A 16,075-nucleotide genomic window follows, 5' to 3' on the forward strand; every position below is an offset into this window, starting at 1 on the left:
TTTTCGCTTTGATCAGAAATTTCAAAAGGAATCTCAATATCAAAAAAGAAAACAGATCCTTTCCCGGGCTCACTTACCAAAGTAAGATTACTTCCCATATATTTCAAAATATTATTTGAAATGGTAAGCCCGAGACCGGTTCCTCCATATTGTTTACTGATAGAACTGTTTTCCTGGGTGAAAGCATCAAAGATATCCTGCTGTTTTTCTACAGGAATACCAATTCCTGTATCTCTTACCGAGAATCGCAATGATATATTTTTATCGTCTATATTCAGCTTTTCCACTTTAAGTTCTATCTCGCCCTGTGCTGTAAATTTTACGGCATTCCCAAGCAGATTGATCAGAATCTGCTTCAATCTTGTTTCATCGAGCCAGATTACATCAGGTAATCCCGGTTCAATATTCAAAAGAAGTTCGATATTTTTTTTCTGAGACTGATAAAGAACTGCATTGATGACCTGACTCACCATGTCGTAAACATTGGCCCTCTCTATCAAAAGGTCCATTTTTCCAGATTCAATTTTAGAAAAATCAAGAATGTCATTAATAATGTTCAACAGGTTTTCACCACACTCATTAATGTAATTGAGATACTGTGTTTGTATTGCATTTAACGGAGTTTGAAGCAAAAGATCAGAAAACCCGATGACGCCGTTCAGCGGCGTTCGTATCTCATGGCTCATATTGGCTAGAAACTCTGATTTTGCCTTGCTTGCCGTATCCGCTATTTCTTTTGCATTTTTCAATTCCTCATTGGTTTTTACTGAATCCGTAATGTTTTGTGCAGAAATAATAACTCCTCCCAACACCTCATCCGATAAATACCAGGGGCTAACCGCAATATTATAATGCTGTATTCCCTCTTTATGAGGAACTTCTAAAGCCATATCTCTATTTATGTACGCTTTTCCTTCGAGCGCATCTCTGTATATTTTCTTCCTTTCATCCGGTACATTGGGTGAAACAGTAAACATATTTTTTCCTATAAGATCTGTATCATACATCTGGAACTCATTTTTCCAGCTGCTGCTTACCGAAAGATAGTTGAGATCTTTATCGAACATTGCTATTGCAATAGGAGCATATGCTACAAATGACTGTAACATAGCTTCTTGCGTAGCCAGTTCGATATAAACTTTTTTAAAGGTGTCAATATCCTGAATAATCCCAAACACTTTTGTACAAACCCCATTTTCAAATTCAGGTATTCCCTTCAATCTTATCCATATCATCACTCCATCATTAGGTATAAGCTGCAATTCTTCATCAAATGGTATTCCTTCTTGCACCGCTCGCTCAAATAATGATTTTACTTTTTCTCCGCTTTCTGTACTGTAAAATCCCAATGCATTTTCAAAATCAGGCTGGAATGGTTTGTCTATTTTATGTATTTCTTTGGTAGATTGCGACCAAAAAATAGTATTGGTTTTTAGATTGACTTCCCAACCTCCCACCTGTGCTACCGCACTTGTCTGTTCTAATATTTTCTTAGTGTACAGCAAATCTTTTTCAAGAGACATTCTTTCTGTAACATTTAAAGCTGTACTTACAACATAAGGCATTCCCTGGGTGTCAGTTTCTACCAAATTATGATACATCCATATCATTTTTTCTCCTTCCTTCGATTTTAGGATCATAGTTCCGAGATCTTCTTTATTGTCATTGACCCTTTCAAGATACTGTGCAAGTAAAGGCCAGTTCTGTTCGGGGACGAGGTCTTTTAAATTTAATTTTTGGACTTCCTCTGCCGAATATTGAAGTGTTTTTCTTCCTTTTTCATTAACTGAAATTATATTTCCCTGCATATCATGCATGCTCATCAAGCCAATCGCATTTTCAAAAAAGCTTCTAAAGCGCCGTTCTGAACTTTCGAGTTGTTGTTTTTCTTCGATTTGTTGGGTAATATTGATGCCGAAGCAGAAAATCTCAGAATTGTTTTGGTTCTGATTTAAAGACCACTCTACTATAATAGCTGAACCATCACTGATTTTTGTGGAAGTAGAAAATGTAACTTCCTCCTGAACATCGGGCAGCTTTTTGATGAGTATTTGCAATTCATTATTATGTTCACCTAAAACGTTTAAAAAATTCTGTTCGGGAGTTTCAGTTTTATTAAACCGGAAAACCCTTTCGAAAGTAGGATTAACATCTTTGAGTATAAAGTTATTATCCAGAACACAAATCAGATTATTGGAGATATTGAAGATCTGCTGAAAGTATTTAGCATCAATCTCTTTTCTTTTTCCTGTCAGTAGCTTGGTGACAGCACTTCCAATTTTTTGCAGCGCAGTCACTTTCTCTTCTGTCAATGTTTTAGGCTGATAGTCGATAACGCATAGGGTGCCTAATGCAAATCCTTCATCATCTATCAGCGGGATTCCTGTATAAAAGCGAATTCCTCCTGCCAATATTAGTGGATTCTCGGATGATCTTTCGTCTGCTAATGTATCATTGATTGTTACAACATCACCACTTGCAATTGCATATTGACATAACGTGCTTTTTCTATCTACGGAATCAAAATTAAGACCAATGCAACTTTGGATCACCTGTGATTCACTTTCCATCATCGCGATAAGTGCAGCCGGACAATCAGCAATAAGAGCAGCTGTTTCTGCAAAAATATCAAATTGCGGATCTTTCTTCAACTTTAAAAGGTTAAAAAAATTGAGCTTATTAATTCGTCCGTCTTCGTTAGCAGGAACAGGGTATCTATCCATATAGTAGCGTCATTACGTTAATATTGTGGATACAAATTAAGGAAATTTTGGTTACTACGCTGCTATCATGTGATAAATCCATGCTATTAGGCAAATTATTATCAAAACAGCAGTGAAAGCATTTTGATGAATATCAACTTTTCAAAAAGATTTGAGTAATTCCCAATGTTTGCATGGTCTTTTGGGAGACGCTAAAGTATGCACAGATTTCATTCCAAAATGTGCACCTGGCTTTTTAACCATCCATTCTTGATGGAATATCTGAAAAAACTTTGGGGGACAGCTTCATGAGCCATCCTAAAGGAACATTCAAAGCTAAGCTTGAGTGAATTTTAGGAGCGTAGAATTAAAAGATCGATAAAATTGGTAGCGAAATGTACTGCTACCAATTTTAATATAAAATCAACAATTGCGCATCGTCAATAAGTAGTATCTGGTTTGTGCTTTCGCGTCCTTTTCTAGCCAGCAATTGATGGATGCGCTCACAAACGTGACTTCAAGCTATTACCCAGCTGTTTGGAACATGTAATACGGAGCTTCCAGCCATTGCCTGCCGATAAAACTGCATCCGACTTAAAACATGTACTGAAGAGAGGTGGGCTAGTGCTTAAATTTTAAAGATATAGATTGCCATTCTTTATTTTTTCCCGACTTTTGGAGCCAGTGTCAGAAACATACGCTTGCCTTCCAGTTTTGGCAATAGTTCTACTTTTCCTACTTCTTCCAAACCTTGTGCAAATCTCAACAGTAGGATTTCGCCCTGGTCTTTGTATACGATAGAACGACCTTTAAAATGAACAAAGGCGCGTACCTTTTCACCACTTTCCAAAAACGAAACCGCGTGTTTAAGTTTAAATTGAAAATCGTGATCGTCAGTATTTGGGCCGAAACGGATATCTTTGATAATAGTCTGCTTGGCCTTACTTTTAATCTCCTTTTGTTTCTTTTTCTGTTCGTAAAGAAATTTGCTGTAGTCGATGATCCGGCAAACGGGTGGGACGGCATTTGGTGAGATTTCAACCAGATCTAAATCCAGTTCTTTAGCCATCCTGAGTGCTTCTGCGAGCGGATAAATATTAGTTTCAACATTTTCTCCCGTCAAACGCACCTCTGGTGCGGTTATAAACTCATTTATTTTATGTTCTGCTTCTTTTTTTCTGAAGGGTAAGCGTGGCCCCCTGTAAAATCCTGCTTTTTTTAATGCCAAATTGTAAAAGTTTTAGTGAAAAATTCTATTAATAGAGCGGTTAATTGATATAACAATAGTAATATAGCTTTTTTAGAGGAGAAAGCCAAGCCGATGGCGAAATCATGACGCTGCCCGTACATTTAAGCTAATCTATTCTCTAATCGGGTATCAATAAACTGTATCTCAAGTTTGAGTATAATGCTATCCTTTATTTAGCTTGTAGTCACTTCGTGCGCTGCGTTATCTTCAATCCTTAGCGCTTCGAAGGTAATGAGCATGAAACCTGATATCAACAGCACCAGTGCTAAAAATTGCAACAGTTTTTCGGTGCTTTTGGTGTTTACCATCCTGTCCGTACAGGTGAACTCACTGATTCCAGTTAGTTTTCTCCGTTTGTTTCTTCGCCATATTGCGAACATGAAAATAAATGTTCCGAAAATCAGCGCTAAAGTACCGCTAATAAAAGGCATTGTAGTGAAATTAAAGGTTTCTTGTGTTTCTATCATATAAAATAGACGATTAGAAAGCTAAAAAGTTTAAAAAGATATTATTTAGCGTTTAAATGGGCATTGGTTAAGTGCCGAATGGGAATCGCCCAGGCGTTAACCATTAAGAACTTTTAGTAGTTTTTACCAAACTCAATTAAGTTGATACCGGATGATAAATATTTCTCCCGGCAACAGCTTAAGTTTTTTACGGGTGACTATTCCCTCCGGCTGCACCGTATATCTGTCCGGTTGCATAGCTGGCATTCCTTTTCTGCCCATTGTACGGCTATTGATGCCAGTTCGGCTGATTGATCTGGACACCTAATGAGGGGTGTAAATGCAAGCTTTTGGTTATCCTGTCACTTAGGCAACATTGCTTTCTTACGACTTGTTTAATCAAAGGGACAGCTACAGCAAATCAGTTGGTTTTGGCTTTGAATTTTGATTTGAATGCTCTCATAGCCATATAGGATTTTGTCGATATGCGTTTGCCATATATTAATACGAATCTGGTTAAGTATAAATATATATGGATATTACGGATTTATTTTGCTTCACTAAAACATATTTCTGCTCTCCCTGTTGTATTTAAAAATTATATTAACTATGGAAAATACAGAAAAAACAGTTGAAATTTTAAATGATCTGATTCAGATCAACAACGATAGAGCAGATGGTTTTGATAAAGCAGCAGCAGATCTTAAAGAAGAAAACATTGATTTAAAAGCAATTTTTGATAAACTATCGTCTGATAGTCGCAGCAACGTTATAGAACTGGCCGGGTTAGTTGGCAGAAATGCTGAAACTCCTGATACTGGAAATACAATTTTAGGAACGCTGCACAGAGCCTGGATCGATATTAAAGCAACCTTCGGTGGCGATGACAGGCACAGTATCCTGGCAGAGTGCGAACGCGGTGAAGATGCAATTAAAAAAGCATATCGTGATGCTCTTGCAGAAAATGAGCTTGGGGAAAATGTTAGAACGGTATTGTTAAAACAACAAGAAGGTATTAATGCCAGCCATGATGCGATTAAAGCATTGAGAGATGCTCACGCTTAAGCTATTCATTATTTTAGGTAAAAAGCCATCAGTTATTTGATGGCTTTTTTCGTTGGCTGATATTTTAAAAATTCAGCCTGTATAAGCGATAGTGGGCACCATACTTATATCTCACTTTATGATCTCACATCAACAGTGCGCAAGGCTAATCCTGTCTTTTACGAAAAGTTTTTTAAACCTGCTTTGCACATGCTTTTATGTGATAGCTGTATTCGATTCAATCATCAAAAGTCAGCTAACAACCTGACGATGTCAATAAAAAGGTATTTAAATTTCATAATATTAAAAAATACATTAATTTAGTATTAAAACTACAAAATTAATATTATGAAAAACACAAAATTGTTTATGCTGTTCCTAACAGGATCGCTATTGCTAGCTCAGGCATGTAAAAAAACGAGTAATGATGCACTAAATGTTTCAGAGGAAAAAAAAACTGTAGAACTGAGGCAGGGCTATTATCTGGGATCATTAATCAGTTATGAGCGGATTAATGGTAAAAATATCTTCAATGGCGATATGGTTATCCCAGATGAGCAAATCACCACAAGACTGCCAGAAGTGACAACTGAGGGACACGGACCAGCTGGCGCATACAAGTGGCCAAACCACAAAGTTTCCTATAGATTTGCCGCGGGATTTACCACTTCGCAGACTAATACGATATTAACTGCCATGGCCGATTGGACTGCAAAATCCGGAATCATCTTCGAAGCTGTAACTTCCGGCTACTACCTCACGATACAACCTGGGAGTGTAAATAATTGTACGGTAGGCTATGTTAGCGGAGCCACGATGAATCTTTCAAATCCCGAAGCTAAAGGCATTGTTGTACATGAGCTGGGTCATGCCATTGGGTTACACCACGAGCAGCTACGTGCAGACCGTGACGCTTACATTGCTGTAAAATGGGATAATATAAGTGCATCAGCTCAATCGGGTTATAATAAACTTACCGGTATGAATTATGGGGGGACGACATTTGATATCAGTTCTATTATGCTTTATGGATCATACAATGGTTATGGCGCGATAAACAGTAGTCTTCCAACCACAACCCGATTAGATGGTTCTACCTGGATCGATAATTCCTGGAGTGGTACAAAATCCCCATCCACCAAAGATGCCAGCTGGGTGAAAACTATTTATGGTATTTAATTTTCGGCTCTTCGTTAATCTGCTGAAAAAATGATGTTTGATATCGCAGGTATTAATTACTTGAGAAATGAAAAACGGGCAGCTATCCTAAGATAGCTGCCCGTTTAAATCTAAATTAACGCTCTCGTATATATAAGCGTAATTTTCTAATCTTTATTGTGCCTGGAGGAAAAAAATCTGTTATAAAATATGCCTTATTGTTTAGCTGTGTCCGGCAGCTGCAATATATTCGGGATCCACAGGTGATGACATATCACCGGGCGTATTATCAAGATAAGACTGTTCAAGTTCACTGAGTAAGGTTTTAAGCCTACTAAGGCGAGTGATTACTTCATCTTTTTGGGCTGGACTATGCTCCGGAGCACCGTCCATGGCATTAATCGTGTCGACAGCGTAGTCCATAAACCCTTTTGCATTTTCGGATAATGTTAAGTTTTCCATAGTAGTAATTGTCTGTCTGCATTTGGTGCAGACACTATCATAAGACAAATTTTTTGTCGTTTGGTTTGGAGTAGACTCGAAATTGCTTATTCCTTTGTATTTTCTATTAAAGCAATCCCTTTGACCTCTTTTGGTTCGTTTGTTAACGCCTAAAAATTACAGGCATAATATACCGTGAAAATGTGTTGCTTTAAAGGGTTAATCCAATATCGGTTCAGTTTTCTTCTTATTTTTCTGTTGGTTTTCATAAGCACCGTTTCTGTAATCCTGCTGGAAGGCACCATAGTCTGCACATACCAATGCGGCCTGTTCGGTGGCGATGTTAAGAATTTGCTCCTGCCATCCGGTTTTGATGGCAAAGGCTTTCAGCTCATCTTTTGTAGCAGACCCGTCCATTCCCGAACTTCTGAGCTGAGCGGATGCAGTAAGCATGCCCATGTCATCGATCACCTGGTAAAGTTTACGGTATTCTTCTTTGATGAGTTTAAACTTAAGGGTATCCTTTACAGGCTGCAATTCCTGAACCACGTAATCCTCGCCCTTGAACGTCGCAGTAGAAAGCAGGGATGCAGAAACATGTTGCATGCGCTTCTGTATTGAAACAATACGCTGCGCCTCATTTTCCCATTTGGGTTGGGGAATATCCAAATAGGGTATTATGGAAGATGAATAAGCCTGTTTCATATCCAGCAGCAAGTACCGGTCTTTTTTACGTATGCTTTTCAGCAGGAACAGGTATCGTTTCTGGCCCAGGCTTCCCGTTCCGGCCAGGCGGTAAACTACATCTTTTACGCGGTAATTATATGGGCTATCACTGTTATTTGATAGCCAATTTTCCATGTGGCTGATCAGTTCGCTTTTCAATTCTTTTTTCAGTTTGAAGTGCCGCTCATCGCTGGTATCAAGCAGCAGCTTTCGTCCTTTTCTTAACGTTCTTTTCTGCAATAACTCGTCTGCAGAACTCCTTTCTGCACGTCTTAAAAAATCACCTGTGATACCTCTGGATGTTCTTGGATCCAGATCCATTGCTTTTCCACCGATTAGGGTTGTTCCGTAACTTTTCAGGAATAGCGCAGCCATATTCATAGCCTGTTCCCCGTCGATCTCCAGCGTCTGGAAGGCGATTAAGATACTGGTTACCAAACGCACCACTTCCCATAGCACTGGTGCCTTTACTGCTTCATCGAAATCGTTGAGATCAAAGTACACCAGTTTGTTATCACCCTTATAACTACCGAAATTTTCCAGGTGCAGGTCCCCGCTGATCCATCCGACCGGCGATTTAGGCATTGTTTTCAGGGAAGCGATTCTTTCATAGAAAAGATGGCAGGTGCCGCGGTAAAACCTGAATGCATTTTCACGCATGGCACTGTATTTAAGCCTGATGATTGATGGCAATCGATTTTTATTGAATGCTTTGATTTTATCGGAACGTTCTGACATATGTTTATAACTTATAGCTAGTACAACCTGATGGGCACAATGGTTTTGGGTTCTTGTCTGGATTATTGAAATCCGATAGGATGTTCAATGTACGGTAAATGAACCAATCTAAACCTTTTGGTATCCCAAGGAAGCCTCTATAAATTGATTTAATTATGGTTGCTTCCTATGGGATTAAGATAATTATACCAGATTATATTACCTTATCTAAAAAATTACCAAGGGCATTCCCGGGTTTCAGGATCATGGTCTTCGCTTACAAATGTTCCGGTAGGTATATTTTTATTCAGTATTGTATTCACAATTGTATTTGCAGCTTCGTCAGGTGTCCCTTTTCCTTGATTATTTGTGAGGTCAGTTCTGATAAACCCTGGATCAACCACATTAACCCTGAATTTTGGAAGCTGGTTCGCGAGCGAAATGGAATACATGTTAAGTGCAGCTTTTGACACGGCATACACCATAAAAATATTGGCATTTTCGAAATATTTCCAATTGGTATCGCCATGAAGCGTCAGTGAGCCAATACTCGAACTGATGTTAATAATATGTGGCTCTTCCGATTGTTCCAACAAATCCGTAAACGACTGAATCACTCTTAAAGTGCCGTATAAATTGGTGTTAAACACCTTTTCAAATTCAGAAACGGATGCATTCAGCGCATCTTGTGGCATATTTCCGGTAATGCCCACGTTATTAATTAAGACATCTATTCGATCTGCTTTTTTTCCAAGTTCAATCCGGACATTTTTTACAGACTCATCATTTGTTATATCGATTTGCACAATTTCTGTGTTGGTCAAGCCCTCTGATGCTAACTGTTTCAGTGCCTGTAAGCCCCGTTCAAGATTGCGACAACCCAAATATACATAAAAGCCCTTTTGCAAAAGTTGTTTTGCGGTAGCGAAACCAATTCCTTTGTTGGCCCCTGTAATGAATACTTTTTTCATTTTTTTATTGATTTTAGAATTTAATCTTGCAAATCTGCGCCAACAAAAAATAGATTCTTTTCACATTTGTGAAAAAGCGATCAACGAATGCTTTTTCTCACCCTGCTTAAAGACTGCTGTTTCATTCCCAGGTAGGATGCAACATAGGATAGTGGAATACGGTTGACCATGTTTGGATATTGTTCCAGGAAAGACAAATATCGCGCTGTGGTGTTTTCAGTGATCAAAGGACTTCTTCTTTCCAGCTTTGTTGATTTATGTTTTATAATTATTCTTTGAATGATGTCATTTAATCCAACTACGGCCTGTAGTAAGGCGTTCCAATCTTTTTTTGAGAACGCAACAAAAGAGCATTCTGTAATTGCCTGTAAGTTTGCAACAGGCATTAAAGGTTGATCTGGATTGTCCCAATCTGATAGCCAGTGATTTTCTTCAACAAAATAATGCGTAATCTCATCTCCAAGATCGTTGTTATAGTAAACACGAAGAATTCCGGATGTCATAAAACCCACATGTTTCGAAGCTTTTCCAGTTTCCCAAAAACAATCCCCTTTTTTAAGTTCCAGACCTATTGACTTGCTCTTAATCAAGTCAATTTGAGGCTGGCTTAGGTTTCCGAATTGCAACAGGAAATTTATAAATTCCTTCATGCTACAAAGCTATCAAATTAGATTCAACAAATACTAGCATTTAGACTTGAACCATATAGCTTGGTGGGCAAATACGGAGGTAAATATTAATAATGTCACACAAAATACCTGGAAATGGAACTTAATCGAAAAGTTTATAATAATCTGATTTTCAGATATTTGTATTGATTTAGTTTGTTCTGTTCAGCCTTTTTATTTTCCGATACAAAACTTCGTAAAAATATTCTCCAACAAGTCGTCGGTAGTTACGGTACCGGTAATTTCACCTAGATAATGCAGGGCCTGTTTAATGTCCATGGCTAAGAAATCAGAAGTTACCGGGTTATCTACATTGGTTAAAACCCTTTGCAACGCATGTTCAGTTTGTTTTAATGCTTCTACATGGCGGATGTTGGTAACCAAAGTTTCGCTGGTGTTGATATGGTGTAAGTTCACCTGCTCCAGTAAAGTAGTTTTTAATTCGTCGATACCCTGTTTCGCTTTAGCAGAAACGAAAACGACGTTTAAAGCTTCAAAAGCCTTGCGTTGAGTATCAGTAAGGAGTTCGGCTTTATTGACCAAAATTAAATAGGGGATGCCCAATTGTGCTAAACCGCGGATCTGCTCTTCAATTTCTGCAATGCTTTGAGCGGCGTCGGCCATGTAAATGATCAGTTTGGCCTGTTTCATCTTTTCTAGGGTGCGTTCTACACCCAAAGCTTCAATAATATCAGCGGTATCGCGGATTCCAGCAGTATCAATAAAACGAAAAACAATGCCGCCAATGGTCAGTTCGTCTTCAATAGTATCGCGTGTAGTGCCGGCGATATCCGAAACGATGGCTCGTTCTTCGTTCAGCAGGGCATTTAATAAGGTAGATTTACCCACATTTGGTTTACCCGCAATTACAATGGGTACGCCATTTTTAATTACATTTCCCATTTCGAAAGAGGAGATGAGTCGTTGTAAAACGTAATTGATTTTGTTAACCAGGTTTTTTAGTTGTTCGCGGTTGGCAAACTCTACATCTTCTTCGGCAAAATCGAGCTCAAGTTCAATCATTGAAGCAAAGTGGATCAACTGTTCGCGTAGACCTTTTAGTTCGTTGGCAAAACCACCACGCATCTGCTGCATGGCCACATCATGCGAAGCCTTGGAGTTGGAGGCGATTAAATCGGCAACGGCTTCTGCCTGACTGAGATCGAAAGCACCGTTTAAAAAGGCACGCAAAGTAAATTCGCCTGGTTTGGCCGCCCGGGCACCTTTGCTAATTAGCAGGTTAATAATCTGTTGAATAATGTAGTTGGAACCATGGCAGGAAATTTCGACCACATTCTCTTTGGTATAAGATTTTGGGGCAACAAATAAACTTGCTACCACTTCATCTATAATATGATCACCATCTTTAATCAAGCCAAAGTGTAAAGTGTGTGTGGCCTGCTTTTCTAAATCTTTTCCTGCAAATACGGCATTGGTAAGTGAAATAGCCTCAGGGCCAGATAACCTGATTACGCCAATGGCGCCAGAACCTGAGGGAGTAGATAAAGCAATAATGGTATCTTGATTATTCATGTGTGGTATTAAAGCTGCAAAAATAAGGCTAATCTATGGGTATATGGTGTATGGGAAGTAAATTTTTTAAGTATTGGTTAATCGGTAATTATTTAAGTCGTTTAAGTAACTCCAAACTCCCAGCGCTCAACTCCAAACCAATTCCCGCTGCTAAACCCCATACGCAAAGCAATTATTCAAAACATTTCAACCCCGCCTTGTGTTTAAATCTCAAATCAGAATAAGCTTTTTATGACGAATAATTTACCCCTGACCGTAAAACGATCGATAGAGTTATTGGGGCTGATGGCCATTGCAGCCGTAATGGTTATCGGACGAGATATTATCATGCCGATATTGATGGCATTTTTCATCAGCATTATGCTGTTGCCCGTTTATCGTTTTTTAAAAAAGAAAAAAGTACCCGAATCGCTAGCCATTATTTTACCCATCTTATTGGTAGCCCTATTTGTGGCTTTGATTATCTGGTTTTTTTCGAGCCAGATTGGAATCTTAGTTAAAGATTTTCCACAGATAAAGGCCAATGTAACACAGCATATCAATTCGCTAAGCGATTGGATTAGTCGCATTACCCATTATAACGATAAACAGCAAAAGGCTTTTATTCAGGCCAAAAGCGATGATTTAATGAACATGGGCACCTCGATGGCTGGTGGTGCTGCTGTTACGCTAAGTGGTGTTTTTGTATTTATCGGTTTGTTGCCTATTTATATTTACCTGATGCTGTTCTATAAAGACATCATATTGCGCTTCATCTTCATGTGGTTTAAAGCAGACGACCATCCGAAAGTGAAAGAAGCCATTTATGAAACCGAATCGATTATTAAAAGCTATTTGATAGGCCTGTTAATTCAGATCACTTACATGACCATTTTATTGGGTGGGATATTGATGTTAATTGGTATTAAACATGCCTTATTGATTGGGGTAATCTTTGCCATATTAAACCTGATCCCTTATGTTGGCGCATTAATCGGGAACGTGATAGGGGTGTTGCTAACGCTTACGTCATCGCAGGAGTTATGGCCAGTGCTGACCGTTTTAGGGGTAATTGCTTTTGTTCAGTTTTTGGATAATAATATTTTAATGCCCCGTATTGTGGGCTCTAAAGTGAAAATAAATGCTTTGTTTGCTATCCTTGGGGTATTTATTGGCGGCAGCATAGCTGGAATTTCGGGCATGTTCCTGGCTTTGCCTATCGTGGCTGTACTTAAAATTATCTTCGATCGTACCGAATCATTTAAACAATGGGGCGTATTACTTGGGGATGAACGCCCGGCCAGAAGTCCGATGACCTTCCCTAATTTTAGAAAGAAAAAGCCGGTGGTTATCAAATCGGGCACTGAAAAAGAGTAGCTTTTTAATAATAGAAAGTATATAGAAGCAAAAAATGCAAGGAATCTAATTTTTACAAGATCTCCTTGCGTTTTATGTTATATTTAATAATAAGAAGTATTAAGATTGCTGTTCTGCTTTTCTGCAGCCTCAATAGGGGCATAGTTAGAAAGGATAAGTGCTTCACCTTTTTTAACACATACATCATGCTCAAAATGCACTGAATGACTGCCGTCTGCCGTTCTGATGGTCCAGCCGTCTTCATCCAGAAACACGTCTTTTTTACCCATGTTAATCATCGGTTCAATGGCCATTACCAGATTTTCTTTTAGCAATAAACCAGTGCCTTTCCTGCCATAATTAGGCACTTGCGGATCTTCATGCATCTCTCTACCCAAACCATGACCAACCAGATCTCTTACTACTCCGTAACCCTGCTTTTCATTATGGCTTTGGATGGCTGCGCCAATATCGCCAATGCGTTTGCCTACAACAGCTTCCTTAATTCCAAGAAAAAGCGATTCTTTAGTTGTTTTAACAAGCTTTAATATTTCTGGAGATACTTCGCCTATGATAAAAGTATAGGCATGATCGCCATGAAAACCATTTTTAATTGTACCTACATCCACTGATATAATATCGCCATCCTTCAATTCATCTTTTGTTGGAAAACCATGTACAACCACATCGTTTACCGAGGTGATAATATGAAAAGGAAAACCATTATAATTGTAAAAGGAAGGTACAGCACCATTATCCAAGATAAATTCATTTGCTATTTTATCAATCTCAAGGGTGGTAATGCCCGGCTTTAATATTTTAGCTACTTCTGCAAGGGTATCGCTCACCAAAAGCGCACTAATTTGCATCAGTTCTACTTCTTCGTTGGTTTTATATAAAATCATTGCTGCAAATTTAGCAAAAGAAGCCGAAAGGGAGTAAAGCATGAAAGAATGTGTGTAAAATAGTTGATTCACCTAGTGGCAACATTGCAGATTTTTTGATGTACTACATGATAAAACCTATTTCCACTCAATTTGCTTGTTGATTAGAAGCGATAGGTTGGCAGCTCCGACTGCCAGATTAATCAGATTTGTTAAAAATTAAGAACACAGGCGGTAATCGAGGGTTAAAAACTTGTGTCTGATTCTGCTCAGGGTTTCTAACCGCATGCCAAGATAGCTGGCCAGATAACGCTGCGGTATTCTGTTGATATCCAGTCCGCTTTCCTGAAGTTTACGGTACCTGCCCATGGCTTTTGGTATGCGTGCCAGGATAGCTCTTTCTGACGCCGCATAATGCTGAAGCGCAAACAGCTTTCTGCCGATTAAGTTGGCCTCCGGATAATGGTCATACATTGAATCGATCAGGGTGTATGGAATGCAGATAAGCTGGCACTCTTCCAGGGCATGAAGATACTCGAAAGAATGGCTGGGCCGCTGATGGGGGTGACGTATAGCGCCAATAATTTCGTTGCCGGTGCTAAACCAGGTGCTGATATCGTTTTTACCATCGCGCACAAAACCACGTACAAGTCCGTTTACCAAAAAATATAAATAAACATTCGTATCTATTGGAGAAAGAATATGTTTACTTTTTTTGATATGAATAAGCTTACAGGATTTTTCGAGTTCGACCTTAAAGGCTTCAGCTAATGGGTGGAATTGCTCAAGATAATCGAAAAGCGGACGTAAAAATGATGTTTTGCAGTGCATAATTGAGACCTGTAATAATTCTGGAAAAAGATCTTTGGCATATTCATTTTAAACGCCATTTGCATGATGATCTGAAACCAAAGGTATCTGGTTTTTTATTTTGCACTAACGAATGGGGTATCTGTTATCTCTAACGATACGATAGTTAGACTAAAAAATGGTTGTATTGCAGTTTAATGGCCTAATTCCCGGGCGAAATAGGCTGTTGGCATTAAACCTGTTTCTTTTTTAAATGCATTATAAAATGTAGCCTGGCTCTTAAAGCCAGCTTCTGAAGCAATGGCTTCGATGGTTATTTTATCAGATTTTACAGGATACTGTTTCAAAAAATAATCAACACGGTAACCATTTATCCAATCGCGGAAATTTTTGCCAATCTGTTTATTGATCACGAAAGAACAGTGGTGAATAGGGAGGTTAAGTTTCGCAGCAAGATCGATAATTTGAAAATCGTGAACAAGGTAAAGCTGTTCTTTTTCCATTATTTCTTTAATGGCAAAAGCATAATCAACCAGCTGTGCATCTAAAAGATTAATTTTTTTTACTGCTATAGGGCGCTGTATTGGGTTTTCTGCCATTAAGGGAACTGATACGGTATCAGTATCAGTTTGCTGGCTTGCAGTTTTTTTAGTCCAGTCTACCGCTACCAACAGATAACCATAAAAAATATAGGGTTTGTGAAGCGTATATAATAAAATAATCAGCAGGGCTAGGCAGTTAAGTACGATAAAATAAGAATTGATATACGGGATATGGAAGCTTCTGAAGGTAATGGGTAGCAAGCCAAGCAACTGAAAAAAAGTTGCAACCCGAAGAAAAAAGATAATCCATGTTCTGCCTTCACTTTCGGGTAGAAGTTGTGGTTTTTTCTTGAGGCGCAGTACCACAATCCAGGTGGCGCATAAATAACCAATTACCAATAGTGGTCTAAATATGGAATGCAGATATGGCGGGAAGAGGCCGGTGTTTGCTTTTAAGGAGAAGTAACCGTTTTGGGCTAACTGGGTGCCCACCAAGTTCCAATCGGTTTTTACGGGCAAGTGCCAGGGGATCACATGGATAATGGGCAGCAAAGTAGGGACAAAGTGGAGCCATTCTACTTTTTGTAAATGTTTCTGGTCTTGAAGAAAACCTGTAATGTATAGATAAAAGCAGGCTGGGGCCGCAAAATAAAAGGGAGTAAAAGTTTGATGAAAAAAGGCTAAAGCGTGAGGTTGGCCTGCTTTAAAGAGCAGTGAAGTCAGAATCTGTCCAAATCGTGCAAAAAATATAACAGAAAGCAAGATGTTTAGCAGTTTATTCCCTCTTTTCGCGAAAAAAAGATGCATGGAGAATAAAAGTAAAAATAAACAGGTAGTACTAATAAGAAG

At 38.8% G+C, this 16,075-nt stretch carries 14 protein-coding genes; 3 read left to right on the forward strand and 11 right to left on the reverse strand.

Features of this window, described 5'->3' with window-relative positions; genetic code table 11:
* The 3 genes from BLR60_RS00620 to BLR60_RS00630 form a co-directional block, all read right to left on the reverse strand.
* Positions 1–2,723 (reverse strand): PAS domain S-box protein (locus tag BLR60_RS00620; protein WP_090496127.1); only part of this gene is annotated, 2,723 nt, incomplete at its 3' end.
* A 637-nt stretch (positions 2,724–3,360) separates the two neighbouring features.
* Positions 3,361–3,930: a translation initiation factor IF-3 gene (infC, locus tag BLR60_RS00625; RefSeq protein ID WP_090496128.1), complete on the reverse strand. Its 570-nt coding sequence runs from the start codon at positions 3,928–3,930 to the stop codon at positions 3,361–3,363.
* A 194-nt stretch (positions 3,931–4,124) separates the two neighbouring features.
* A complete protein-coding gene (locus tag BLR60_RS00630; RefSeq protein ID WP_090496129.1) occupies positions 4,125–4,418 on the reverse strand; it encodes a hypothetical protein in 294 nt (97 codons plus the stop codon).
* A 588-nt stretch (positions 4,419–5,006) separates the two neighbouring features.
* On the opposite strand from BLR60_RS00630, the gene BLR60_RS00635 reads away from it, so the two are divergent.
* Both BLR60_RS00635 and BLR60_RS00640 read left to right on the forward strand, forming a co-directional pair.
* A complete protein-coding gene (locus BLR60_RS00635; protein ID WP_090496130.1) occupies positions 5,007–5,462 on the forward strand; it encodes a PA2169 family four-helix-bundle protein in 456 nt (151 codons plus the stop codon).
* A 327-nt stretch (positions 5,463–5,789) separates the two neighbouring features.
* On the forward strand, positions 5,790–6,620 hold the full coding sequence (locus tag BLR60_RS00640) for a M12 family metallopeptidase (protein ID WP_090496131.1): 831 nt from the start codon (positions 5,790–5,792) through the stop codon (positions 6,618–6,620).
* 201 nt (positions 6,621–6,821) lie between these two features.
* Here the strand turns inward: BLR60_RS00640 and BLR60_RS00645 are convergent, their stop codons facing one another.
* The 5 genes from BLR60_RS00645 to mnmE all read right to left on the reverse strand — a co-directional run bounded on the left by BLR60_RS00645 (position 6,822) and on the right by mnmE (position 11,655).
* A complete protein-coding gene (locus BLR60_RS00645) occupies positions 6,822–7,061 on the reverse strand; it encodes a hypothetical protein (RefSeq protein ID WP_090496132.1) in 240 nt (79 codons plus the stop codon).
* A gap of 198 nt (positions 7,062–7,259) precedes the next feature.
* A complete protein-coding gene (locus BLR60_RS00650) occupies positions 7,260–8,504 on the reverse strand; it encodes a DUF2252 domain-containing protein (RefSeq protein ID WP_090496133.1) in 1,245 nt (414 codons plus the stop codon).
* Positions 8,505–8,719: 215 nt separating this feature from the next.
* Positions 8,720–9,454 carry an SDR family NAD(P)-dependent oxidoreductase gene (locus BLR60_RS00655; RefSeq protein WP_090496134.1) on the reverse strand — a complete coding sequence of 245 codons (735 nt, stop codon included), beginning with the start codon at positions 9,452–9,454 and terminating at the stop codon, positions 8,720–8,722.
* Positions 9,455–9,534: 80 nt separating this feature from the next.
* Positions 9,535–10,104 (reverse strand): Crp/Fnr family transcriptional regulator, encoded by a 570-nt coding sequence (locus tag BLR60_RS00660; protein WP_090496135.1) that lies wholly within the window; start codon positions 10,102–10,104, stop codon positions 9,535–9,537.
* 192 nt (positions 10,105–10,296) lie between these two features.
* Complete coding sequence (mnmE, locus tag BLR60_RS00665) at positions 10,297–11,655, reverse strand: tRNA uridine-5-carboxymethylaminomethyl(34) synthesis GTPase MnmE (RefSeq protein WP_090496136.1); 1,359 nt, start codon at positions 11,653–11,655, stop codon at positions 10,297–10,299.
* Between the two features lie 231 nt (positions 11,656–11,886).
* Between mnmE and BLR60_RS00670 the strand changes: the two genes are divergently transcribed.
* On the forward strand, positions 11,887–13,011 hold the full coding sequence (locus tag BLR60_RS00670) for an AI-2E family transporter (protein ID WP_090496137.1): 1,125 nt from the start codon (positions 11,887–11,889) through the stop codon (positions 13,009–13,011).
* A gap of 83 nt (positions 13,012–13,094) precedes the next feature.
* Here the strand turns inward: BLR60_RS00670 and map are convergent, their stop codons facing one another.
* The 3 genes from map to BLR60_RS00685 form a co-directional block, all read right to left on the reverse strand.
* Positions 13,095–13,895, reverse strand: coding sequence for a type I methionyl aminopeptidase (gene map, locus BLR60_RS00675; protein ID WP_090496656.1), 801 nt, complete (start codon positions 13,893–13,895; stop codon positions 13,095–13,097).
* 198 nt (positions 13,896–14,093) lie between these two features.
* Positions 14,094–14,705, reverse strand: coding sequence for a Crp/Fnr family transcriptional regulator (locus tag BLR60_RS00680; protein ID WP_090496138.1), 612 nt, complete (start codon positions 14,703–14,705; stop codon positions 14,094–14,096).
* Between the two features lie 173 nt (positions 14,706–14,878).
* Complete coding sequence (locus tag BLR60_RS00685) at positions 14,879–16,033, reverse strand: helix-turn-helix domain-containing protein (protein WP_167354652.1); 1,155 nt, start codon at positions 16,031–16,033, stop codon at positions 14,879–14,881.
* Between the last annotated feature and the right edge of the window lie 42 nt (positions 16,034–16,075).

The organism is Pedobacter terrae, assembly GCF_900100705.1.
GTDB classification, from domain to species: domain Bacteria; phylum Bacteroidota; class Bacteroidia; order Sphingobacteriales; family Sphingobacteriaceae; genus Pedobacter; species Pedobacter terrae.

Excerpts from the sequence above, each read along its gene's own strand:
- BLR60_RS00630 (WP_090496129.1), bottom strand. The coding sequence starts at position 4,418 with ATGATAGAAACACAAGAAACCTTTAATTTCACTACAATGCCTTTTATT.
- BLR60_RS00635 (WP_090496130.1), top strand. The coding sequence starts at position 5,007 with ATGGAAAATACAGAAAAAACAGTTGAAATTTTAAATGATCTGATTCAG.
- BLR60_RS00640 (WP_090496131.1), top strand. The coding sequence starts at position 5,790 with ATGAAAAACACAAAATTGTTTATGCTGTTCCTAACAGGATCGCTATTG.
- BLR60_RS00645 (WP_090496132.1), bottom strand. The coding sequence starts at position 7,061 with ATGGAAAACTTAACATTATCCGAAAATGCAAAAGGGTTTATGGACTAC.
- BLR60_RS00650 (WP_090496133.1), bottom strand. The coding sequence starts at position 8,504 with ATGTCAGAACGTTCCGATAAAATCAAAGCATTCAATAAAAATCGATTG.
- BLR60_RS00655 (WP_090496134.1), bottom strand. The coding sequence starts at position 9,454 with ATGAAAAAAGTATTCATTACAGGGGCCAACAAAGGAATTGGTTTCGCT.
- BLR60_RS00660 (WP_090496135.1), bottom strand. The coding sequence starts at position 10,104 with ATGAAGGAATTTATAAATTTCCTGTTGCAATTCGGAAACCTAAGCCAG.
- mnmE (WP_090496136.1), bottom strand. The coding sequence starts at position 11,655 with ATGAATAATCAAGATACCATTATTGCTTTATCTACTCCCTCAGGTTCT.
- BLR60_RS00670 (WP_090496137.1), top strand. The coding sequence starts at position 11,887 with ATGACGAATAATTTACCCCTGACCGTAAAACGATCGATAGAGTTATTG.
- map (WP_090496656.1), bottom strand. The coding sequence starts at position 13,895 with ATGATTTTATATAAAACCAACGAAGAAGTAGAACTGATGCAAATTAGT.
- BLR60_RS00680 (WP_090496138.1), bottom strand. The coding sequence starts at position 14,705 with ATGCACTGCAAAACATCATTTTTACGTCCGCTTTTCGATTATCTTGAG.
- BLR60_RS00685 (WP_167354652.1), bottom strand. The coding sequence starts at position 16,033 with ATGCATCTTTTTTTCGCGAAAAGAGGGAATAAACTGCTAAACATCTTG.